Annotated in this window: 20 protein-coding genes and 1 pseudogene; 9 read left to right on the top strand and 12 right to left on the bottom strand. The window is 72.7% G+C overall.

Annotation, left to right across the window (positions count from 1 at the left end; genetic code table 11):
- Nucleotides 1–3: 3 nt before the first annotated feature.
- Complete coding sequence (locus BKA00_RS20250; RefSeq protein WP_185027246.1) at nt 4–1,164, bottom strand: steroid 3-ketoacyl-CoA thiolase; 1,161 nt, start codon at nt 1,162–1,164, stop codon at nt 4–6.
- A gap of 342 nt (nt 1,165–1,506) precedes the next feature.
- On the opposite strand from BKA00_RS20250, the gene BKA00_RS20255 reads away from it, so the two are divergent.
- Entirely contained in the window at nt 1,507–2,442 is a 936-nt protein-coding gene (locus BKA00_RS20255; RefSeq protein WP_185027248.1) for a 3-oxoacyl-ACP reductase, read from the top strand.
- On the opposite strand, the gene BKA00_RS20260 is transcribed toward BKA00_RS20255, so the two are convergent.
- From BKA00_RS20260 to BKA00_RS39085, 4 genes are read right to left on the bottom strand one after another with little or no spacing between them, the layout of a single operon-like run.
- Nucleotides 2,425–3,303 carry an RNA-guided endonuclease InsQ/TnpB family protein gene (locus BKA00_RS20260; protein WP_268248200.1) on the bottom strand — a complete coding sequence of 293 codons (879 nt, stop codon included), beginning with the start codon at nt 3,301–3,303 and terminating at the stop codon, nt 2,425–2,427. The genes BKA00_RS20255 and BKA00_RS20260 overlap by 18 nt on opposite strands.
- Nucleotides 3,207–3,983, bottom strand: coding sequence for an SDR family oxidoreductase (locus tag BKA00_RS20265; RefSeq protein ID WP_185027250.1), 777 nt, complete (start codon nt 3,981–3,983; stop codon nt 3,207–3,209). Before BKA00_RS20265 ends, BKA00_RS20260 begins: the two co-directional genes overlap by 97 nt.
- Nucleotides 3,984–3,994: 11 nt before the next feature.
- Nucleotides 3,995–4,744 carry an SDR family NAD(P)-dependent oxidoreductase gene (locus tag BKA00_RS20270; RefSeq protein ID WP_185027252.1) on the bottom strand — a complete coding sequence of 250 codons (750 nt, stop codon included), beginning with the start codon at nt 4,742–4,744 and terminating at the stop codon, nt 3,995–3,997.
- A 48-nt stretch (nt 4,745–4,792) separates the two neighbouring features.
- The gene (locus BKA00_RS39085; RefSeq protein ID WP_185027254.1) at nt 4,793–5,443 is read right to left on the bottom strand and encodes a TetR/AcrR family transcriptional regulator; all 651 of its coding nucleotides are present in this window, start codon (nt 5,441–5,443) and stop codon (nt 4,793–4,795) included.
- 179 nt (nt 5,444–5,622) lie between these two features.
- Between BKA00_RS39085 and BKA00_RS20280 the strand changes: the two genes are divergently transcribed.
- Together BKA00_RS20280 and BKA00_RS39090 are read left to right on the top strand one after the other, a co-directional pair.
- A complete protein-coding gene (locus BKA00_RS20280) occupies nt 5,623–7,143 on the top strand; it encodes an FAD-binding protein (protein ID WP_185027256.1) in 1,521 nt (506 codons plus the stop codon).
- Nucleotides 7,140–8,300, top strand: coding sequence for an alpha/beta hydrolase family protein (locus BKA00_RS39090; RefSeq protein WP_185027258.1), 1,161 nt, complete (start codon nt 7,140–7,142; stop codon nt 8,298–8,300). Before BKA00_RS20280 ends, BKA00_RS39090 begins: the two co-directional genes overlap by 4 nt.
- A gap of 273 nt (nt 8,301–8,573) precedes the next feature.
- On the opposite strand, the gene BKA00_RS20290 is transcribed toward BKA00_RS39090, so the two are convergent.
- Nucleotides 8,574–8,783 (bottom strand): hypothetical protein, encoded by a 210-nt coding sequence (locus tag BKA00_RS20290; RefSeq protein ID WP_185027260.1) that lies wholly within the window; start codon nt 8,781–8,783, stop codon nt 8,574–8,576.
- On the opposite strand from BKA00_RS20290, the pseudogene BKA00_RS40850 reads away from it, so the two are divergent.
- Both BKA00_RS40850 and BKA00_RS20300 read left to right on the top strand, forming a co-directional pair.
- Nucleotides 8,782–8,889, top strand: a pseudogene (locus BKA00_RS40850) (hypothetical protein); the annotation flags it as partial. The gene BKA00_RS20290 and the pseudogene BKA00_RS40850 overlap by 2 nt on opposite strands.
- A gap of 120 nt (nt 8,890–9,009) precedes the next feature.
- Nucleotides 9,010–9,423 (top strand): rubrerythrin family protein, encoded by a 414-nt coding sequence (locus BKA00_RS20300; RefSeq protein WP_221493234.1) that lies wholly within the window; start codon nt 9,010–9,012, stop codon nt 9,421–9,423.
- Between the two features lie 782 nt (nt 9,424–10,205).
- On the opposite strand, the gene hsaA is transcribed toward BKA00_RS20300, so the two are convergent.
- Nucleotides 10,206–11,372, bottom strand: a complete 1,167-nt coding sequence (gene hsaA, locus BKA00_RS20305; protein ID WP_185027263.1) for a 3-hydroxy-9,10-secoandrosta-1,3,5(10)-triene-9,17-dione monooxygenase oxygenase subunit — start codon at nt 11,370–11,372, stop codon at nt 10,206–10,208.
- 143 nt (nt 11,373–11,515) lie between these two features.
- Here hsaA and BKA00_RS20310 point away from each other — a divergent pair, with 143 nt between their 5' ends.
- From BKA00_RS20310 to BKA00_RS20320, 4 genes are read left to right on the top strand one after another with little or no spacing between them, the layout of a single operon-like run.
- Nucleotides 11,516–12,673 carry a 3-ketosteroid-9-alpha-monooxygenase, oxygenase component gene (locus BKA00_RS20310; protein WP_185027265.1) on the top strand — a complete coding sequence of 386 codons (1,158 nt, stop codon included), beginning with the start codon at nt 11,516–11,518 and terminating at the stop codon, nt 12,671–12,673.
- Nucleotides 12,670–12,906: a ferredoxin gene (locus tag BKA00_RS38315; protein WP_230298572.1), complete on the top strand. Its 237-nt coding sequence runs from the start codon at nt 12,670–12,672 to the stop codon at nt 12,904–12,906. Before BKA00_RS20310 ends, BKA00_RS38315 begins: the two co-directional genes overlap by 4 nt.
- Nucleotides 12,903–13,208: an SDR family oxidoreductase gene (locus tag BKA00_RS39930; RefSeq protein ID WP_276530149.1), complete on the top strand. Its 306-nt coding sequence runs from the start codon at nt 12,903–12,905 to the stop codon at nt 13,206–13,208. The genes BKA00_RS38315 and BKA00_RS39930 overlap by 4 nt, the downstream gene beginning before the upstream one ends.
- A complete protein-coding gene (locus BKA00_RS20320) occupies nt 13,205–14,038 on the top strand; it encodes an SDR family NAD(P)-dependent oxidoreductase (RefSeq protein ID WP_185027267.1) in 834 nt (277 codons plus the stop codon). Before BKA00_RS39930 ends, BKA00_RS20320 begins: the two co-directional genes overlap by 4 nt.
- Before the next feature lie 45 nt (nt 14,039–14,083).
- Here BKA00_RS20320 and BKA00_RS20325 read toward each other — a convergent pair whose 3' ends face one another.
- From BKA00_RS20325 to BKA00_RS20340, 5 genes are all read right to left on the bottom strand, one after another.
- Nucleotides 14,084–15,709: an AMP-binding protein gene (locus tag BKA00_RS20325; protein WP_230298573.1), complete on the bottom strand. Its 1,626-nt coding sequence runs from the start codon at nt 15,707–15,709 to the stop codon at nt 14,084–14,086.
- A gap of 31 nt (nt 15,710–15,740) precedes the next feature.
- Nucleotides 15,741–15,866 carry a hypothetical protein gene (locus BKA00_RS39935; protein ID WP_268248197.1) on the bottom strand — a complete coding sequence of 42 codons (126 nt, stop codon included), beginning with the start codon at nt 15,864–15,866 and terminating at the stop codon, nt 15,741–15,743.
- Complete coding sequence (locus BKA00_RS20330) at nt 15,863–17,347, bottom strand: FAD-dependent oxidoreductase (RefSeq protein ID WP_185027269.1); 1,485 nt, start codon at nt 17,345–17,347, stop codon at nt 15,863–15,865. The genes BKA00_RS39935 and BKA00_RS20330 overlap by 4 nt, the downstream gene beginning before the upstream one ends.
- 5 nt (nt 17,348–17,352) lie before the next feature.
- On the bottom strand, nt 17,353–18,264 hold the full coding sequence (locus tag BKA00_RS20335) for a VOC family protein (RefSeq protein ID WP_185027271.1): 912 nt from the start codon (nt 18,262–18,264) through the stop codon (nt 17,353–17,355).
- Between the two features lie 94 nt (nt 18,265–18,358).
- Complete coding sequence (locus BKA00_RS20340) at nt 18,359–19,543, bottom strand: acyl-CoA dehydrogenase family protein (protein ID WP_185027273.1); 1,185 nt, start codon at nt 19,541–19,543, stop codon at nt 18,359–18,361.
- Between the last annotated feature and the right edge of the window lies 1 nt (nt 19,544).

A 19,544-nucleotide genomic window follows, 5' to 3' on the forward strand; every position in this document is an offset into this window, starting at 1 on the left:
TCCTCAGATCCGTTCGATGATGGTGGCCGTGGAGTGCGCGCCGCCCGCGCACATCGTGACGAGCGCGGTCGACTTGCCGGACCGCTCCAGCTCGTTCACGGCCTGCGTGACGAGGCGGGCGCCGGTGGAGCCGACCGCGTGGCCGAGGGCGATGGCGCCGCCGTTGACGTTGACCCGGTCCATGTCCGCGCCGTGCACCGAGGCCCAGGACAGCACGACCGACGCGAACGCCTCGTTGATCTCCACGAGGTCGATGTCGGACAGCGTCATCCGGGCCCGGTCCAGCACGTGCCGAGTCGCCTCGATCGGCCCGTCCAGGTGGTAGTAGGGGTCGGAGCCCACCATCCCGGACGCGACGATCCGGGCGCGGGGGCGCAGCCCCAGCTCGGCGGCGCGGTCCGCCGCCATCAGCAGCACCGCCGCGGCGCCGTCGCTGATCTGCGAGGAGTTGCCCGCGGTGTGGACGCCGTCCGGGATGACCGGCCTCAGCCCCGCGAGCGCCTCGGCGGTCGTGTCGCGCAGGCCCTGGTCGCGGGTCACGACGGCGGTCTCCCCGGTCGGGCCCTCCCTGGTCATGACCGGGGCCTCGATCTCCAGGATCTGGCCGGCGAAACGGTCCTCCGCCCACGCCGCCTTCGCCTTGGCCTGCGACGCCAGCCCGAGCGCGTCCGCGTCCTCCCGGGTGATGCCGCGCTTCTTCGCGATGCGCTCGGCCGCGGTGAACTGGTCGGGCATGTCCAGTTCCCAGCCGTCCGGCGCCGGGCTGCCGGTCTCCGGCGTGAGCGCCTGGCCCAGGAAGACCCGGCTCATCGCCTCGACGCCGCAGCCGATCCCGGTGTGGACGGCCCCGGACGCGATCAGCCCCGCCACGAGGTGGACGGCCTGCTGGGACGACCCGCACGCGCAGTCGATCGTCGTGCACGCCGTCTGGTAGGGCAGGCCCGCGTACAGCCAGGCGTTGCGGGTGACGTTGTTGGACTGCTCGCCCGCCTGCGTCACGCATCCGCCGACGACCTGCCCCACCGTCGCGGCCTCGACTCCGGCGCGGTTCAGCAGCCCGCGCTGCGTCGCCCCGAGCAACTGCGCCGGGTGGAGCCCCGACAGGGCCCCGTACCGCTTGCCGACCGGCGTCCGGACGGCATCGACGATGACGGCCTCGGGCATGGAGGACACTCCTTAACTCACGAACAAGCAGGTCAGTACGCCGCCCGGAGACCGCGGCGGCGTTTCCCGGGTGCGAGGTCAGGCCGTGGGCTCGGCGGCCAGGACGCGTTTGGCCCAGCGGTAGTCGGCCTTGCCGCTCGGGGAGCGGACGACCGTGGGGTTCAGCGTCATGGCGCCGAGACTAGAATTCATTCTCATTCGCGGGCAACGGCAGTCCCGCTCAGCGGTTCGCACCGGTCGAACGGCCTGCGGACATCCGCTCAGCGGGACGTCCCCGGCGGCCGAACTAGAATACGTACTAGCCTCCCGGCGGACGTTTCCCCCACCGACCCGGAGGCTCAGATGAACGCCGACCTCTCCCTGGCGGGCCGCACCGCCGTCGTCACCGGCGCGGGCGCGGGGCTGGGCCGCTGCGAGGCCCTCGCCCTGGCCGCGCGGGGCGCCAACGTCGTCGTCAACGACAGGGGACCGGCCGCCGAGGAGGTCGCCGCCGAGATCAAGCGGGCGGGCGGCCAGGCCGTCGCGGTGACCGGCGACGTCGGCGACTGGTCGATGGGCGACACGCTGGTGTCGGCCGCCGTCGACACGTTCGGCTCGCTGGACGTCCTGGTCAACAACGCGGGCGTGCTGCGCGACAAGATGCTGTTCAACCTGTCGGAGTCGGACTGGGACGACGTGATCCACGTCCACCTGAAGGGGCACGCGTCGGTGTCGCGGGCCGCCGCCGTGTACTGGCGCGCCGCCAGCAAGGCGGCGGGCGGCCCCGTCTACGGACGGGTGGTCAACACCGCGTCGGAGGCGTTCCTGTTCGGGTCGGCGGGCCAGCCGAACTACTCGGCGGCGAAGGCCGGCATCGTCGCGCTGACGCTGTCGACCGCGGCGGGCCTCGGCCGGTACGGAGTGCGCGCCAACGCGATCTGCCCCCGAGCCCGGACGGCCATGACCGAGGCGACGTTCGCGGAGGGCACCGCCCCCGGCGGGCTGGACTCCATGGCCCCCGAGCGGGTCGGGACGTTCGTCGGCTACCTCGCGTCCCCGGCGGCGGAGAAGATCAGCGGGCAGGTGTTCGTCGTGTACGGCGACATGGTCGCGCTGATGGCCGCGCCGACCGTGGAGCACAAGTTCACCGCGGCGGACGGCGTCTTCTCCGTCGAGGAGCTCGGCGAGCAGATCACCCCGTACTTCGAGGGGCGCGAGCCGCACCGGACCTACGCCGCCTACAGCGTCGCCGCGCTCGACGACACGGGCACCAGCAAGCAGTCAACTACTCAGCCCTGAAGGGCTTTGTTCATGCTCCCGACTGTCTCCTACCGGGGGACGCTCACGGGGCACATCGCCGGTTCCCGTTCGGGTGGGGACCGGTGGGGGCATGTTGACGAATACCCACGCCGAGCGTGCGCGGTCACGCACGTTGACCCCGGCGACGACGTCGGCGGGCCCAGCGAGGCCGCACCGGCGACAGCAGAAATGGTCCCGAGTGGGGCGGTTGCCTCGCTCGGTGTGGCCGCAGCGCGGGCAGCGCTGCGAGGTGTAGGCCGGGTCCACCTCGATGAACGGTACGCCGGCGCGGCGTGCCTTGTAGGCGATGAACCTGCCGAGCTGGTGGAACGGCCAGGAAGAGTGCCGTGCTCGCTGGTCGCGTCGAACCGTGACCCGCCCGCCGATCCCCTGGAGCTGTTCCAGGGCGATGCCGCGTTCGGTGCGTTGGGCGACAGCAACGACTGTCTTGGAGATCGTGTGGTTGGTGTGGGTCGCGTGCCGCGACTCACGGCGCGCCCGCTTCTTGAGCAACTGCGCGGCCGAGCGTGTCCTCTTGGCCTGGATCTCGGCCTTCTTACGGGCCTGCCAGCGCCGGTACCGGTCCAGGCGCCGCCCGGAGTAGTTGTCGCCGTCGCTGGAGGTGGCCAGATTGGTGATGCCCCGGTCCACCCCGAGCCAGTCCCGCGGGTCATACCGCTCGGTCTCGGGGACCTCGCAGGTGGCGACCAGTAACCCGCCCGCAGCACGGGGCGGCCGTGCTCTGTTCAGAGCCCGTTGCTCATTCAGAACATGTCCGGGCCGCGCAGGGTCGCCTCGGCTCCGCCGTCCACGTAGACGACCTGGCCGGTCATGTGGGTGTTGGCGGGCGAGACCAGCCAGCGCAGGGCCTCCGCGATCACCTCGGGGCCCGCGTAGCCGTTCAGCGGCATCGGGACGGCCTCGTTCATCACCTTGAGCATCGCCTCGTCCTCGAACAGCGGCGCGCTCATCGGCGTCCTGACGACCCCCGGCGCCACCGCGTTGAGCGGGATGCCCTCGCCCGCCCACCCGGCGGTGACGCAGGCGCGGCGCATCCACCGGGCCAGCGCCGCCTTCGACGACGGGTACGTCCTGCCGCCCGCGCCCGCCGCGACGACCTTCGCCGCCGCCTCCAGCGCGGCGGGCTCGTCCCCGGCCAGGCAGGCCCGCACGGTCGCGTCGTCCACCGGGTGCGTGCCCGCGATCGATCCGACGACGGCCGCGCGCGGGGCCTCCGCCCGGGCCAGCGCGGGGCGCAGGCCCTCCATCAGCGCGACGACGCCGAAGTAGTTGACCTTGACGGGCAGGTCGGTGAAGTCGGAGACGCCGGCGCAGGCGACGACGGCGTCCAGGGTGCCGCCGCACAGGTTTAGCACCCGCGCGACCGCCCGCGAACGCCCCTCGGCGCCGCCGAGGTCGGCGCACACGTCGGCGTCGCGCAGGTCGACCCCGATGACCGTGTCGCCCTGCTCGCGCAGGAGCCCGGCGAGCGTCCTGCCGATGCCGGACGCCGTCCCGCTGACGGCGATGGTGCGTGCCATGGTGGTCCCTCTCAGGTGTGGGCGCCGCCGTCCACGCGGAGGTCGGCGCCGGTGAAGTAGGCGGCGTCGGACGAGGCGGCGAACGCGATCGCGGCCGCGATGTGCTCGGGCTCGGCCGCGCCGTAGTAGGAGCGGATCTTGGAGAAGTAGGTGAGGTCCAGGCCGTCCGGGAACATGCCCGGCGCCCGGGTCAGCGGGGTGTCGACGGCGCCCGGGGAGATCGGCACGACGCGGATGCGGCGGGCGGCCAGCTCGGCGGCGAGGCTCAGCGAGAACGCCAGCACGGCGCCCTTGGACGCCGAGTACGCCGTCATGAACGGGTTGCCCTGCGTCGCCGACAGCGACGCGGTGTTGACGATCACGCCGGTGCGGTCGGGGAGGTGCTTGAGCGCCTCGCGGCAGAACAGGGCGGTGCCGACGAGGTTGACGGAGAACATCCGGTGCAGGTCGTCCACCGTGAGGGTCTCGATCGGGGTGGTCTTGTGGACGCCCGCGACGTTGACGAGGACGTCGACGCCGCCGAGCTCCGCCGCCGCGTCCGCCACGGTCGCGATCACGGCGGCCTCGTCGGTCACGTCCGCGACGCGGGTGGCGACGGTGCCGGGACCGTCCGCCGCCGCGGCCGTCTCCGCGAGGCCCCGCTCCGAGACGTCCACGGCGTACACCGCGGCGCCCTCGGCGGCCAGACGGATCGCGGTGGCCCGTCCGATGCCCGACGCCGCCCCGGTGAGCAGCACTTTCACGCCGTCAAAGCGATTCATGGAGGCACGCTAGCCGCGGCCGCGGGACGTCCGCCGGGGCGGTCCCGATCACTGGGAGGCGCCGGGAGCGGAGGCCGTCCCGCCGGTTCCCGGGGCGTTCGAGCGCGGCGCGAGCAGCAGCCTGCAGGCCAGGCGGATGTCGCTCTCGACGTCGGCCATCGACGCGCGGCCGTTCAGGCTCGACTGGAGCACGCCGTACCAGCACTGCATCAGCAGCCGGACGAGGGTGACGTCCTGCGCGGTCGGCACCTCGATCCCCACCGCCCGCAGCAGGATCTCCCGGAACGTGCTGTCGATGTGGACGGTGTCGGCGACGGTCGCGACGTGGGCGGTGTTCGACGCGTGCAGCATCGACGTCGACAGCACCGGCTGCGCCATGAGGTGCCGGCTGGCCTGCACCAGCATGTCGGCGACCGCGTCCTCGGGGCTCGTGCCGGGCGCGGGCTCGGTGACCTGGTCGCGGAGCCGGTCGACCTGCTTGGCCATCACCGCGGTGAACAGGTGGACCTTGGACGGGAAGTACCGGTACAGGGTGCCGATCGCGACCCCGGCGGCCTTCGCGACCTCGTGCATCTGGACGCGTTCGAGGGACTTCTCGGCGCCGATGCGCGACGCGGCGCGCAGGATGCGCTCGCGCCGGTCGTGCTGCTCCGGCGAGCTCGGCTCGGCGGACAGCCTGCCCGCTGCGATCCTCGCCACGGTCCTCCCCCGGTCCTTCCGTCTCCTGGTCCTTCCCGTCCTGCCAGGGAACAATATCCGGGCTCCGGACCGTCCCCGCGATCGTCCGTACCGGTCAGTGGGACGGGCGGCCCCTCCCCGCCCGGACCGCGCTCTACCGTGTGCCCGCGCCGAGAACCCGAGGTCGGAGGGCATGTCACATGGGGCGAGCCGGGTGGGACGACGAGTACGACGTGGTGGTCGCGGGCTCCGGGGCCGGGGCGATGGCGGGCGCGCTCGCCGCCGCGTCGGGCGGGCTGCGCACCGCCATCCTGGAGAAGACGGGCCTGCTCGGCGGGACGTCCGCGTACTCGGGGGCGGCGATCTGGCTGCCGGGGACGCGGGTCCAGGAGCGCGCCGGGCTCGGCGACTCGGCCGAGGGCGCGCGGACCTACCTGCGGGCGCTGCTGGGAGACGACGAGGCCGAGCGCCGCGAGGCATTCCTGGAAACAGCCCCTGAGCTGGTGGACTTCCTGGAGAAGGACCCGGCGATCGAGTTCTGTTTCCAGGCGTTCCCCGACTACTTCGACGCGCCCGGCCGGCTGGACGCGGGGCGGTCGTTCGTTCCGGTGGAACTGCCGGCCGAGCGGCTCGGGGATCTGGCCGCGCTCGTCCGCCCGCCGGTCGACCGGGACAGGGCGGGGCGGGGGCACTCGGCGTCCGGGCCGCTGGCGCAGGGCCGGGCGCTGATCGGGCGGCTGCTGCTGGCGATCACCGCGACCGGCGCCGGGGACGTCCGCACGCGGACCGCGCTGACCGACCTGGTCGTCGAGGGCGGCCGGGTGACCGGCGTCGCGGCGATGACCGCGGACGGCCCGGTGCGGCTGCGGGCCCGGCGCGGCGTCCTGCTGGCGGCGGGCGGGTTCGAGTCGTCCGCGGCGCTGCGGGCCGAGCGCGGCGTGCCGGGCGGCGCCGGCTGGACGATGGCCCCGGACGGCGCGAACACCGGCGACGCGATCGAGGCCGCCGTCCGCGCCGGCGCGTCCACCGGCCTGCTGGACCAGGCGTGGTTCTGCCCCGGCCTGCTCACCGCGGACGGCCGGCCCGCGTTCACCCTCGGGTTCCGCGGCGGGCTGGTCGTGGACGCCTCGGGCCGCCGCTTCGCCAACGAGTCCCTCCCCTACGACCGGATGGGCCGCGAGATGGCCGCTGCCGTGGGACCGTTCCATCTGATCTGGGACTCGCGCGCCGACGGCCTGCCCGCGATCTCCGTCCCGCCGCTGCGGGCGGGCGAGCAGCTCGCCTCGGGCGCCTGGGTCCAGGCGGCCACCCTGCCCGAGCTCGCCGAGCTGACCGGGCTCCCGGCGGACGCGCTCACCGGCACGGTCGAGCGGTTCAACGGCTTCGCCGCCGAGGGCGCGGACGGGGACTTCCACCGCGGCGAGGACGCCTACGACCTGTACTTCTCCGGCGGCAGGCCGTGCGTCGTGCCCGTCGACCGGCCGCCCTACCTCGCCGCGCGGGTCGTCCTGAGCGACCTCGGGACGAAGGGCGGGCTGCGCACCGACGCCGACGCCCGCGTCCTGGACGGCTCGGGCCGTCCCGTCCCCGGGCTCTACGCCGCCGGCAACACCAGCGCCTCGTTCACGGGCCCCGTCTACCCGGGGCCCGGCGTGCCGATCGGGTCGGCCATGGCCTTCGCCTACCGCGCCGTCCAGGACATCAGGAGGAACCACACGTGAGATCAACGGGAAGGGCCGCCGTCGCGGCCGCCGCGTGCGCCGCGCTGGCCTCGGTCGCCGCCGCGCCCGCGCAGGCCGCCCCCGCGCGGCGCGGGACGCTGCTCGGCGCCCGGCCGCTGGCGAACGCGGCGGCGCTGCCGAGCGCGTCCGCCAACCGGTTCGTCACCTACGTCTCCGAGGGCGTGGGCGGGGAACGCGTCACCGTCTCGGGGACCGTCGCCGTCCCGAAGGGCACCCCGCCGCGCGGCGGCTGGCCGGTGCTGAGCTGGGCGCACGGCACCACCGGGACGGCCGACGCCTGCGCGCCGTCCGCCGACACGGCCGACGGCCCGGCCCACGACTACCTGTCCGTCACCGAGTCGTACCTGGACAAGTGGGTCGCGAACGGCTTCGCGGTCGTCCAGACCGACTACGAGGGGCTGGGCACGCCCGGCGGGCACCCGTACCTGAACGGGGTCAGCGAGGCCAACGCCGTCACCGACATCGTCCGCGCCGCCCGCGGCGCCGACCACCGCATCGGGCGCGACTGGTTCGTCGCCGGCCACAGCCAGGGCGGCCAGGCCGCGCTCTACACGGCGGCGGCCTGGCAGAAGCCCCGCGACATCCGCCTCAGGGGCGCCGTGTCGATCGCGCCCGGCTCGAACATGAGCCAGACCGCGCAGTACGTGAAGGCGCGGTACCCGGGCGCCGAGGTCGGGCTGCCGTTCCTGTTCGTGCTGCTCAACGGCGCGCAGGCGGCCGATCCGGCGTTCGTCCCCGAGGACCTGCTGACCGGCGAGGCCGCCGCCGTCGTCAGGGCGGGCCGGACGAACGCGTGCCTTCTCCAGCTCAAGCAGCTCAGCAAGGGCCTGCCGCTGGACAAGGTGTTCCGCCCGGACGCCGACCTGACGCGGTTCGAGGCCTACTACGACTCGCAGGAGGCGCTCGGCCTGACCCTGGGGGTCCCGACGCTGGTCGCCCAGGGCACCGCCGACCGCGAGGTCTCCCCCGCCGCGACGCGCACCATCGTCGACGACCTGTGCACGCGCTACGGGAAGATCGCCTACCGGACGTTCGAGGGCGCCGACCACCGGGGCGGCATCGGCGCGTCCTTCGAGGCGGCGCTGAACTTCGCCCAGGCCGTCCGCCGGGGCGAGGCCCCGCCCACGACCTGCTGACGGCCGCGTGGTCCCGTCCGCCGGATCTCGGACGGGACCACCCGCGCGGCATCAACTTGACCCTCTTTGGGCCCAATTCGGGTGGTGTCCATGACCCTCGATCGCTACACGTAGTGATTGTCTAACTACTTACGGCGACTGATCGTCGTAGAGGAACAAGATGACCACGTCACGGCTCACCCGGACCTGCGCCGGCCTCGCGGGGGCGGCGATGCTCATCGGGACCGCGGTCCCGGCAGCGGCCGCCTCACCCGCGCAGGAGCGCCGCAGGACCTACGAGAACACCCTCACCGCGAGCCGCGCCTCCTTGGTGAAGTGGTCGTGGAGCTCGGTGTTCGCGGTCTTCATGAACAGCGCGCGCACCTTGGGCAGGTGCTCGTACCCGGCCTGCTCGCCGTAGAAGTGGTAGCTCGCGTGCGCCAAGGCCTCGCCGTGCATCATCCACTTCGTCCGCGACGACGCCGCCAACCTGCGCGAGAGCATCAAGGGCAAGGTCGAGGAGGGCACGCGCACCTACCCGCGGTTCGCCAAGGAGGCGCGGGAGGACAAGGACTACAACGCCGCCCGCCTGTTCACCGAGCTCGCGCGCGACGAGCTGAAGCACGCCCGCAACTTCGCGAAGGCGCTGTACGCCCTCGAGCACCACCGCGGGGAGATCCCGGAGGGGCCGGCCGTCGAGCCCGTCAAGGTCGTCGCGGGCAAGCCGAAGGTGCGCTCGGCGCGGACGCTCCGCAACCTGGAGACCGCCCTGCGCGGGGAGGCGTTCGCGAACGCCCGGTACACGCTGTACGGCGAGCACGCCAAGGCCCGTAGCCCGAAGCTCGCCCGGCTGTTCGAGCGCACCGCCGCGGTCGAGCTGACCGAGCACTTCGCCGAGCAGGCGAACCTCGCCGGGTATGTCCGCAGCACCAAGGAGAACCTGCGCAAGAGCATCGCCGGTGAGACCTACGAGGCCACGCGGATGTACCCGGACTTCGCCCGCACCGCCCGGGAGGAGCGCGCCTACGAGGCCGCTCGCCTCTTCACCGAGATCGCCGGCGACGAGGCCGCCCACGCCCGCGCCTTCAAGCGCGCGCTCCAGCACCTCCACCACCACCACGACGCGACGCGCGCCGATTCCTGACCGCGCACCACCTGGCGCCCTTTTGACCAGGCGCCGAGAACGGCCCGGCTCTCAGCGAGAGCCGGGCCGGACGCATATGAGGTACACCACCCCGAGGCATGCCGATCCGCGAACACGGAACGGCCGCGCAAGCGATCCTGCGCGGACGACAAAAAGACCTTCTCAGATCTCAGAGAGGCCGTATCGCATTTTCGGCCGACACAATGAACTGCACGCCGGAGACGATCGTTTCGAAATGGGAAATGACGCGATGGACTATCGAGGCTCCGTCGGCCCGCACTTCCGAGTCGGCGGGAGGTTCCCGGGGGCGCGGACCGCGCTGCCGTTCCTCGTCCTCGAAAAGGTGCAGCTCCTCCCCCGGAAGGGGAGGAGCTGCGACTCGACCGCGCGCCTTCGCGGGCTCGCTTCGGGCGCGGGTCTAAGTCAGCCGTTCAGCTGGGGCTCCGGCTGCGGCGGTTGGCCCGGCGGGATCCTCGTGGGGAGGCCGTCGGGGGGAGTAATGGGCTTGTCGGGCATGACCTGCTCCTTGATCTCGGCGCTGAGGGTGACGGACGGGCGCTTACTGGCCGCCCTGGCCGCCCTGGCCGCCCTTGTCGCCCTCGTCCTTGATCGGGGTGCCGGAACCGCCCTTGTCGCCGTCCTTCTGATAGGTGCCCATGCGGGTACCCTCCTCGGTTTGTCCGATGGCTACCACTCTGGCAGCTCAATTCGAACGGTCCGATGAGGAGCCGCGGACGCAACCCCGCCACCGCGTTGCGGAGATCACATCCAGCCGGCGGGGGTCAGACGAGGTTGTCCTCCACCTTGAGGCCGAACTCGCCCCTGCCGTACATGGAGAGAGCGTGCTCGACGTCGTTGGCGACGTGGACGCTGCCGGCGTGGGCGTCGCGCCAGGCGCGCTCGATGACGTTGCCGCGGTGCAGGGAGTTCCCCCCGGCGGTCTTGAAGAGGATGTCGATGGCCTCGATGGCGCGCTCGGTGCCGCGGACCTGGTCGCGGCGGGCGCGCAGGCGCAGCTCCATCGGGATCTTCTCGTTGCGGACGGCGAACTCGTGGATCTCGCGGACGTTGCGGTCGGTCTGCAGGATCGCGGCGTCGATCTCGGAGGCGGCGCGGGCGACGGCGACCTGGGCGAACTGGTCCTCGACGAAGCGGCCGCCGCCGAGGCTGAGGCGGATCCGGTCGCGCATGCGGGTCACGTACAGGTCGTGGCAGCCGGCCGCCATGCCGATGACGCTGGCGGCGACGGTGCTGGTGAAGATCGTCCCGAACGGCATGCGGTACAGCGGGCCCGTGTTGACCTTGCGGCCGGGATTGCGGAGCTGGGCCTGCTCGAAGTTGCGCATCGCGCGGTGGGACGGGACGAACGCCTTCTCCACGACGATGTCGTCGCTGGCGGTGCCGCGCAGTCCCATCGAGTCCCAGACCTCGGCGATCTCGTAGTCGCGCCGGGGGACGAGGACGGTCATGAAGTCGACCGGGCGGCCCTCGGCGCCGACGACCAGCCCGCCGAGCAGGGCCCAGGAGGCGAACTCGCAGCCGGACGAGAACGACCAGCGCCCCGTCACCTCGTAGCCGCCGTCGACGGGGGTGAGGCGGCCGATCGGGGCGTAGGAGGAGGCGATGAGGGTGTCCGGGCCGGCGCCCCACACCTCGCGCTGCGCCTCGTCGGCGAACAGGCCGAGGTGCCAGGAGTGGACGCCGAGGACCGCGGCGACCCAGCCGGTCGAGCCGCAGGCGCCGGACACCGCGCGGATCACCTCGTAGAAGGCGACCGGGTCGTCCTCGGCGCCGCCGTGGCGGGTGGGCTGGAGCATCCGGAACACCCCGGCGGCGGTCAGCTCCCGGATCGTCTCGGCGGGGATGCGTCCCTTCTCGTCCACGGACCGGGCCCGCTCGGCGATGCCGGGCAGCAGTCCGCGCACCGCGTCCAGGACCTCGTTGCTCATCCCCGCTCCTTCCCTAGTACGGCCCTTGCAGGACACCATGGTCCCGCGCCGGCGCGGGGCCGCGCGTCCCGGCCAATGGGACTCGGCGGTCGGGACGGTGACCTGCGACCTAACGTTCGAATCACCCGTCCATCGCTGAAGGGATGATCCACGTGACCGCAACCGAGTCGGACGCCGTCCGCGCCATCGAGGCGGAGGCGATCACCCGCCGTTTCGCCCGGGGATGGCACTGCCTCGGGCTGGCCGAGAAGTTCCGGGACGGCAAGCCCCACACGGTGAACGCGTTCGGGCAGAAGCTCGTGGTCTTCACCGGCGAGGACGGCGGGACGAACGTCCTGGACGCCTACTGCCGGCACATGGGCGGCGACCTGTCCCAGGGCACCGTCAAGGGCAACGCGATCGCGTGCCCGTTCCACGACTGGCGCTGGGGCGGCGACGGCCGCTGCAAGCAGATCCCCTACGCTCGCCGCGTCCCGCTGCGGGCCCGGACGGCCGCGTGGCCGACGATGGAGCAGGACGGCCTGCTGTTCGTCTGGAACGACCCGGAGGGCAAGCAGCCGCCGGAGGACGTGACGATCCCGGTGATCGAGGGCGCCACCCGCGACGACTGGACCGACTGGCGCTGGACGGAGACGGTCGTCCACACCAACGCGCGCGAGGTCATCGACAACGTCGTGGACATGGCGCACTTCTTCTACATCCACAAGTCGTTCCCGACGTACTTCAAGAACATCTTCGAGGGCCACGTGGCCACGCAGATCATGAAGGGCCGGACGCGGGAGGACGCGCGCCGCGAGGGCGGCGGCGGCGGGCCGAAGATGCTCGGCAACACCTCCGTCGCGTCCTACCACGGCCCGTCCTTCATGATCGACGAGCTGACGTACCACTACGAGGGGTACGACCTGCACTCCGTCCTGATCAACTGCCACTACCCGATCGACGAGAACTCGTTCTCGCTGCACTCGGGCATCATCGTGCAGCACAGCGACGCGCTCCCGGCCGAGGCCGCGGAGGCGACCGCGCAGAAGCTGTCGGACTTCATCCTGACGGGCTTCGAGCAGGACATCGAGATCTGGCGGAACAAGACCCGCATCGACAACCCGCTGCTCTGCGAGGAGGACGGGCCCGTCTACCAGCTGCGCCGCTGGTACGAGCAGTTCTACGTGGACGCCGCCGACGTCACGGCGGAGATGACCGACCGGTTCGAGTACGAGATCGACACGACCCGTCCGGTGGAGTCCTGGCAGAAGGAGGTCGACGCGAACATGGCCCGCCGGGAGGCCGAGGGGGCGTCGGCGTGACGGCCCGCCAGGACGAGCGCCTCCTGGACGGGCCGCTGCTGCCGGTCCGCTGCCGCCGCTGCGCCGCCGAGGTGATGGTGCGCAAGTCGAGCTGGGAGCAGACGAGCATCCAGTGGAACGCCGAGGCCAGGCGGGCGTGCACGGGTCTGGACGACCCGCACGCGACCTGCCCGGCGCTCCGCTCGGCCATCCAGGAGGCCGCGCTGAACGGCGCCATCACGGTGGTCGAGTGACGGGCGGGCGGCTGGCCGGGCGGGTCGCGGTCGTGACCGGCGCGGGCGACGGGATCGGGCGCGGCATCGCCCGCCGCTTCGCCGCCGAGGGGGCCCGCGTGCTGGTCGCGGAGCTCGAAGCGGCCGCCGACCGCGCCAACCCGGTGGGCCGCCTCGGCGCCCCGGAGACCGACATCGCCCCCATGGCGGTGTTCCTGGCGTCCGAGGACGCCCGGTACCTGACCGGAAACACCCTGTTCGCGGACGGCGGCTCGCATGTCAACGGCGCCGCCTGGACCCCGGACCTGGACGGAGAGCAATGATCGACCGATACGGCCCGTGGGCCGTCATCGCGGGCGGCTCGGAGGGCGTCGGCTCGGCCTTCGCGCACCGCCTCGCCGACGCGGGCGTGAACCTCGTGCTGATCGCGCGCAAGCCGGGGCCGCTGGCGGAGACGGCCGAGGCCGTCCGCGCGAGGGGCGTCGAGGTGCGCACCCTCGAACTGGACCTGGTCGCCCCGGACCCGCTCAGGGCGATCCGCGAGGTGACCGACGGCCTGGACGTCGGGCTGCTGGTCTTCAACGCGGGCGCGAACAGCTACGGCCACGAGTTCGTCACCGGCGACCTGGACCGCTTCCAGGGCGTCATCGACCTCAACATCACCGCCCAGCTCGCGCTCACGCACCACTTCGGCGCGCTGATGAAGGAGCGGGGACGCGGCGGCATCCTGCTGGTCGGCTCCCTCGCCGGCTACATGGGCCAGCCGCAGATCAGCATCTACTCGGCGGTGAAGGCGTTCGGCCGCGTCTTCGCCGAGGGGCTGTGGCTGGAGATGCGCGAGCACGGGGTGGACGTCCTGGAACTCGTCCTCGGCGTGACCCGCACCCCGGCGATGGAGCGCGCCGGGCTCGACATGGACATGCCGGGCCTGAACGTCGCCGAGCCCGACGACGTCGCCCGCGAGGGCCTCGAACACCTGGCGGACGGCCCGGTCCGGGTCGCGGGCGGCAACTACGAGGCCGCCCGGAAACGCGCGGGCTTCCCCCGCGACCGGAAGGTCCTGGGCGCCCACGAGGCGATGCGCCGCATGCTGCCGGCCCCGTCCGCCGCAGGAACCGCGGGTCCTCGGCGAGGTGCGGGTGGATCACCTTGACCGCGACCGGCCGCCCGCCCTTGGAAACGGCCGCCGGAGACGTGATCAGCGGGACCGGTACGTGCCGTCGCGGTGCTCGTGTACGGGGTCGGAGGTGTCGCACGCCTCCGTGCGGAGGATCCGCTTGATGACCTTGTTGGTCGGGGTGCGGGGCAGGGCCTCGACCACGCGGATGTAGCGCGGGGTCCACTTGGTGCCGAGGTCCGGCTGGGCCTTCAGGAACGCCGTGAAGGACGCCGGGTCGAAGGAGCGGCCCTCGGCGAGGGTCACGGCCGCCATCACCTGGTCGCCCACGTGTTCGTCGGGGACGGCGTAGACCGCCACGTCGGTGAAGGGTCCGTAGCGGGCCAGGAGGCGTTCGACCGGGGCCGCGGCGAAGTTCTCGCCGTCCACGCGCAGCCAGTCGTCGTCGCGGCCGGCGAAGTACCAGAAGCCGTCGGCGTCGCGGTAGGCGAGGTCCCCCGACCAGGTCCAGCCGTTGCGGACGCGCCGCGCCGTCGCCTCGGGGTTGTTGTAGTAGCCCTCGAACTTGGCGGCGCCCATCGTGTCGACGATCTCGCCGATGGCCTCCTCGGCGTTGAGGAGCAGCCCGTTCGCGTCGAACTCGGCGCGCGGGCACTCCCGCAGGGTCTCGGGGTCCATCACGACGGTGCCCGCCTCGGCGACGCCCAGCGAGCCGGGCGGAGTGCCCGGGACGCGGTTGAGGCGGATCTCGCCCTCGCTCGACCCGTAGGAGTCGATGACGGTGCAGCCGAAGCGGCGGGCGAACGCGTCGATGTCGCGCTGCGCCGCCTCGTTGCCGAACGCGATGCGGAGCGTGTTGTCGGCGTCGTCCGGCTTCTCCGGGACGGCCAGGATGTAGCTGAGGGGCTTTCCGACGTAGTTGAAGAACGTGACGCCGTGGCGGCGCACGTCCGGCAGGAAACCCGAGGCCGAGAACTTCCGGCGCAGGACGATGCGGCCGCCGGCGGCGACGGCGGGCGCGATCCCCGCCATCAGCGCGTTGGAGTGGAACATCGGCATGACCACGTAGAACACGTCGTCGCGGGTGAGGCCCCGCCGGTCGCGCTGCTGGACGGCGATCCGGCCCAGCCTGCGCTGCGTGCAGACCACCGCCTTGGGCGCGGACGTCGTCCCGGACGTGAACACCAGCGAGAAGATCGTGCCGGGGGCCACCGGGGCGGGGGCGGCCAGGCGTGCGGAGGCCAGCCGCTCGGCGTACGCGGGCGTGTCGACGGCCAGGGCCGGGACCCGCGTGAGACCGTCGAGCAGCGGCGCGCGGGACGTCTCGGTGACCAGCAGCGCGCAGTCGGTGTGGGTGATGTCGCGGGCCAGTTCGGCGCCCCTCCGCGTCGGGTTCAGCTCCACGACCGGGACTCCGGCGAGCGCCGCGCCCAGCAGCCAGAACAGGTGCTCGGGCCCGTTCTCCAGGAACAGGCCGACGTGACCGGGCAGGTCCCGCACGAGCGAGGCCCGCCGCAGTGACTCCGCGACGACCTCCCGCCAGGTCCAGGTGCGGTCCTCGAAGCACAGGCCCGTCCGGTCGTCGGCGCCGCGCGCCGCGACGAGTTCGGCGAACGCGGTCTCGCTGGCGGGACGATCGTCCCCCAGGACCGCGGTCCTCTCCCGCACCGCGCCCATCTCCCGCACTGGGCTCTCCCCGTCCTGCATGCGGCCTTGCCCCTCTCGTCTCGGCGCGCTCCTAGGCGCGGTGCGGGCGGTTCGTCCAGCCCTGGTCGTCGGCGCGGACGAACCGGGCGTACTCGCCGATCCACGCGGGATCGGCGGTCACGCCCGCCGCCCCGGGGAGCAGGACGGCGTACTTCATCCACCGGCCTCCCGGTTCCCGGAAGCGGCGGCGCGACCGGCACGGCGTCCGAAGAACGTGCCGTCGCCGAGGGACGTCCCGCTGATGTAGCCCTCGCCGTGGATGCCGGAGGCGGTGCGCCCGGCGGCGTAGAGGCCGGGGATCGGCTCACCGGAGTTGTTGCGGACCTCGCCGTCCACGGTGGTGTCGAGGCCGCCGAGGGTGAACCCGCCCGCGCCCGTCCCGGCGCCGTGCCGGCCGGCGCCGAAGAACCCGTCGGCCGGGTCGATCGCCGCGAACGGCCCCTTCAGGGGGCGCAGCCACCTGGGGTCCTTGTGGAAGTAGGGGTCCTCGCCCCGCTCCGCGAACCGGTTGTAGGTCTCGACGGTCGCCTCCAGCGAACCGGGGGGCAGGCCGAGCGACCCCTCCAGCTCCGCGACCGTCTCCGCGGCGTGCTTGGGGCGGACGCCCCACATGTCGGCCTCGTCGATCTCGTCGTGCCCGGCCTCGTCGATGATCGCCCAGTAGGGGCCGGGCTGGTGCTGGACGGCCCGGTGGCTGAACAGGCCCGGGTAGACGTCCTCGTTGATGAACCGGCGGCCGAGGCCGTCGACGAGCATGCCCCGGCAGATGACGGCCGGGTTGGCGGTGAGCGCGATCTCCACCGACGCCATCCGGCGGGTCGCGGCGCCGAGCGCGGTCGCCATCCGGATGCCGGACCCGTCGCTGGTGCCGTCGCTGACCTTGTCGTGCCCGAGCAGCACCGGGGCGTGGTCGGCGAGCATCTCCTCGTTGTCGACGAACCCGCCCGAGGTCAGGACGACGCCCCTGCGCGCCCGGTAGACCACCCGGTCGGCGAACCTGCGCGCCACGACGCCCGCGACGCGGCCGGCGCCGTCCACGACGAGGTTCGTGGCACTGGTGTCCTGGTGGGCGACGGCGCCCGCCTCGGCGGCGGCCGCGATCAGCTTGTCCATCAGGATCCCGCCGGCGAACATCGGCGTCTCCGGGCGGTGCCCGCGCGGCGCGGGCCGGGCGATCTCGTTGTACGGCCAGGCGTTCTCGCCGAGCCACATCAGGCCGTCATCGGTGTACGGCATCCAGCCCGGCGCGTCGAACAGGCTCTCCTTGAACGGGACGCCGCGCGCGCGGAACCACTCGAAGTGCTCGACGCTCCCGTCGCAGTACAGCCGCAGCTTCTCCGCGTCGGCGTGCGGGCCGAGCGCCGCCGTGAGGAAGGCGAACATGTCGTCGGGCGTGTCGTCGAAGCCGCACGCCTTCTGCACCCGCGTGCCGCCGCCGAGGTACAGCTCACCGCCCGACTGGGCGGACGTCCCGCCGGGGCCGCTCGACCGCTCCAGGACGAGCACGTCCGCGCCCGCCGCCGCGGCCTCGTACGCCGCGGCGGCGCCCGCGGCGCCGAAGCCGACCACCAGCACGTCGCACTCGTGGTCGAACTCCACCTCCGCGGCGCCGACCGGTTCCACCGAGGGCTTCGCCATCGGCGTCAGCCCTTCTGCGGCGGGACGAAGGCGGCCAGCGGCTCGGACCCGGACCAGTCGTGGCCCCAGTAGCTGTCCCTGGTGATCTCCTCGGCGGTGTAGGACGACTCGTCCACGAGCATGCCCTCGCAGCCGTACTCGACGTCCCAGCCGCCGGGGGCGCGCACGTAGAACGACACCATCTTGTCGTTGGTGTGGCGGCCCAGCGTGGAGGAGATCGAGAAGCCCTTCTTCGTGATGGAGTCGAGCGCGATGCCGACCGCGTCGAGCGTGTCGACCTCCACCATGAGGTGGACGAGGCCCGGGTCGCCGTCGAACGGGGCCGGGCAGATCGCGATGCTGTGGTGGCGCTGGTTGACGCCCATGAACCTGACCTTCGCGGCGCCGCCGCCGACCCTCATCGCGCCGCGCGGCAGGAACCCGAGGACCTCGGCGTAGAACGCGACGGTCTCGTTGAACCTCGGGGTCGGCAGCACAACGTGGCCCATGCCCATGGGGCCGGTGACGAACTTCTGCGCGAAGCCGGTGCGCAGAGGGCTGTGGTCGAGCAGCGGGCCCCAGAACACCTCGACGGGGGTACCGCCCGGGTCGGTGAACGCGACGGCCTCCTCCGCGTCGCGCTCCGCCGCCTCCTTGGACGTCAGCTCCGTCACGGCCGTCCCGGACTTCTCCACGGCCTCGCGGACGGAGGCCAGCGCGTACTGGTCGCGGACCTCCCAGCCGACGGCCAGCACCCGGTCGGTGTCGCCGGGCAGCACCTGGAGGCGCGAGCGGCGCTCGTCCATGCGCAGGTAGAGGCCGTCCGGGTCCGGTCCGCTCCCCTCGGCGAAGCCGAGCCCGTCCAGGGCGAACTCGCGCCAGCGGTCGATGTGCCGGGTCTGGACCTTCAGATATCCCAGCCCTCGGATCTGCGTCACTGTCCTCGGTCCCTTCTGGGTACGGCGTCGGTTGGGTGCGGCGTGCCGGGCGGTGGAGGCGCCCACGCTCCCGGCACGCCGCGGGTCTCGCGGCTCAGATCATCGACCGCATCGGGCCCTGGGGCGGCTCGATGTCCAGGTCCGTCAGGGCGGACACGTGGTAGACCGAGCCCGGGACGTGGATGGCGTGGGCGAGGCCGACGTGCGCGTCCCGCCAGAACCGCTGGATCGGGTTGTCGCTCCGCATGGCGTTGCCGCCCGACCGGACGACGATCTCGTTCATCGCCTGCACGGCCCGCCACGCCGCGCGCACCTGGGTGCGGCGGCCGGCGGCGCGCTCGGCGAACGTCGGCACGTGCCCCGCGGCGACCATGTCGTACATGCGCGAGCAGTTGTCGAGCAGGGCCGTGCGGGACGTCTTGATCTCCTCGGCCGCCTCGCTGATCGCGTACAGCACGTACGGGTCGTCCTTGATCTTCGTGCCGGTGATCTGGACGCGGTTGCGCTGGTAGGCGAGGTGGTGGTGCAGCGCGCCCTCGGCGATGCCGATGACCGCGGAGGAGATGCCGAGCGGGAACACGCAGGAGAACGGCATCAGGTAGGACGGGTTGGTCAGCCCCGCCTCGCGCGGCGCCGAACCGTCCACGACCTTGGAGTACTCCAGCGTCCGGTAGGCCGGGACGAACGCGTCCCTGACGATGATGTCCTTGCTGCCGGTGCCCTTGAGCCCGGCGACGTCCCAGGAGTCCTCGACGATCTCGTAGTCCGAGCGCGGCAGGATCATGTGGAGGGACCGCGGCGGCTGCGCCATCTTCCCCTCGTCGTCGCCCAGCATCGCGCCGAGGAAGATCCAGTCGCAGTGGTCGGTGCCGGAGGAGAACTGCCAGCGGCCGTTGAAGACGTAGCCGCCGTCCACGGGCCGGGCGATGCCCATCGGCGCGTACGGGGAGGCGATCCAGGTGTCGGGGTCCTCGCCCCAGATCTCCTCGCGCACCTTCGGGTCGGCGTAGGCCATCTCCCACGGGTGGACGCCGACGATGCCGGCGACCCAGCCGGTGGAGCCGTCCAGGGAGGCGATCCCCATCACCGTCTCGGCGAACTCGCGCGGGTGGACCTCCAGGCCGCCGTGCGCCCGCGGCTGGAGCAGCCGGATCGCGCCCGCGTCCTTGAGGATCTGCGCCGCCTTGTCGTCGAGCCTGCCGAGCGCCTCGTTGGCCGGGCCGAGCTCGCGGATCTGCTCCGCCCTCTCCATGATCGTGTCAAGCACGCCGTCAGCCATC

It is taken from the genome of Actinomadura coerulea, from assembly GCF_014208105.1.
Classification (GTDB): Bacteria; Actinomycetota; Actinomycetes; order Streptosporangiales; family Streptosporangiaceae; genus Spirillospora; species Spirillospora coerulea.

Excerpts from the sequence above, each read along its gene's own strand:
- BKA00_RS20320 (WP_185027267.1), top strand. The coding sequence starts at position 13,205 with ATGATCGACCGATACGGCCCGTGGGCCGTCATCGCGGGCGGCTCGGAG.
- BKA00_RS20265 (WP_185027250.1), bottom strand. The coding sequence starts at position 3,983 with ATGGCACGCACCATCGCCGTCAGCGGGACGGCGTCCGGCATCGGCAGG.
- BKA00_RS20330 (WP_185027269.1), bottom strand. The coding sequence starts at position 17,347 with ATGGCGAAGCCCTCGGTGGAACCGGTCGGCGCCGCGGAGGTGGAGTTC.
- BKA00_RS20280 (WP_185027256.1), top strand. The coding sequence starts at position 5,623 with ATGGGGCGAGCCGGGTGGGACGACGAGTACGACGTGGTGGTCGCGGGC.
- BKA00_RS20250 (WP_185027246.1), bottom strand. The coding sequence starts at position 1,164 with ATGCCCGAGGCCGTCATCGTCGATGCCGTCCGGACGCCGGTCGGCAAG.
- BKA00_RS20310 (WP_185027265.1), top strand. The coding sequence starts at position 11,516 with ATGATCCACGTGACCGCAACCGAGTCGGACGCCGTCCGCGCCATCGAG.
- hsaA (WP_185027263.1), bottom strand. The coding sequence starts at position 11,372 with ATGAGCAACGAGGTCCTGGACGCGGTGCGCGGACTGCTGCCCGGCATC.
- BKA00_RS20270 (WP_185027252.1), bottom strand. The coding sequence starts at position 4,744 with ATGAATCGCTTTGACGGCGTGAAAGTGCTGCTCACCGGGGCGGCGTCG.
- BKA00_RS20340 (WP_185027273.1), bottom strand. The coding sequence starts at position 19,543 with ATGGCTGACGGCGTGCTTGACACGATCATGGAGAGGGCGGAGCAGATC.
- BKA00_RS20290 (WP_185027260.1), bottom strand. The coding sequence starts at position 8,783 with ATGCTCTCGCGCAGGTTGGCGGCGTCGTCGCGGACGAAGTGGATGATG.
- BKA00_RS20255 (WP_185027248.1), top strand. The coding sequence starts at position 1,507 with ATGAACGCCGACCTCTCCCTGGCGGGCCGCACCGCCGTCGTCACCGGC.
- BKA00_RS39935 (WP_268248197.1), bottom strand. The coding sequence starts at position 15,866 with ATGAAGTACGCCGTCCTGCTCCCCGGGGCGGCGGGCGTGACCGCCGAT.
- BKA00_RS20325 (WP_230298573.1), bottom strand. The coding sequence starts at position 15,709 with ATGCAGGACGGGGAGAGCCCAGTGCGGGAGATGGGCGCGGTGCGGGAG.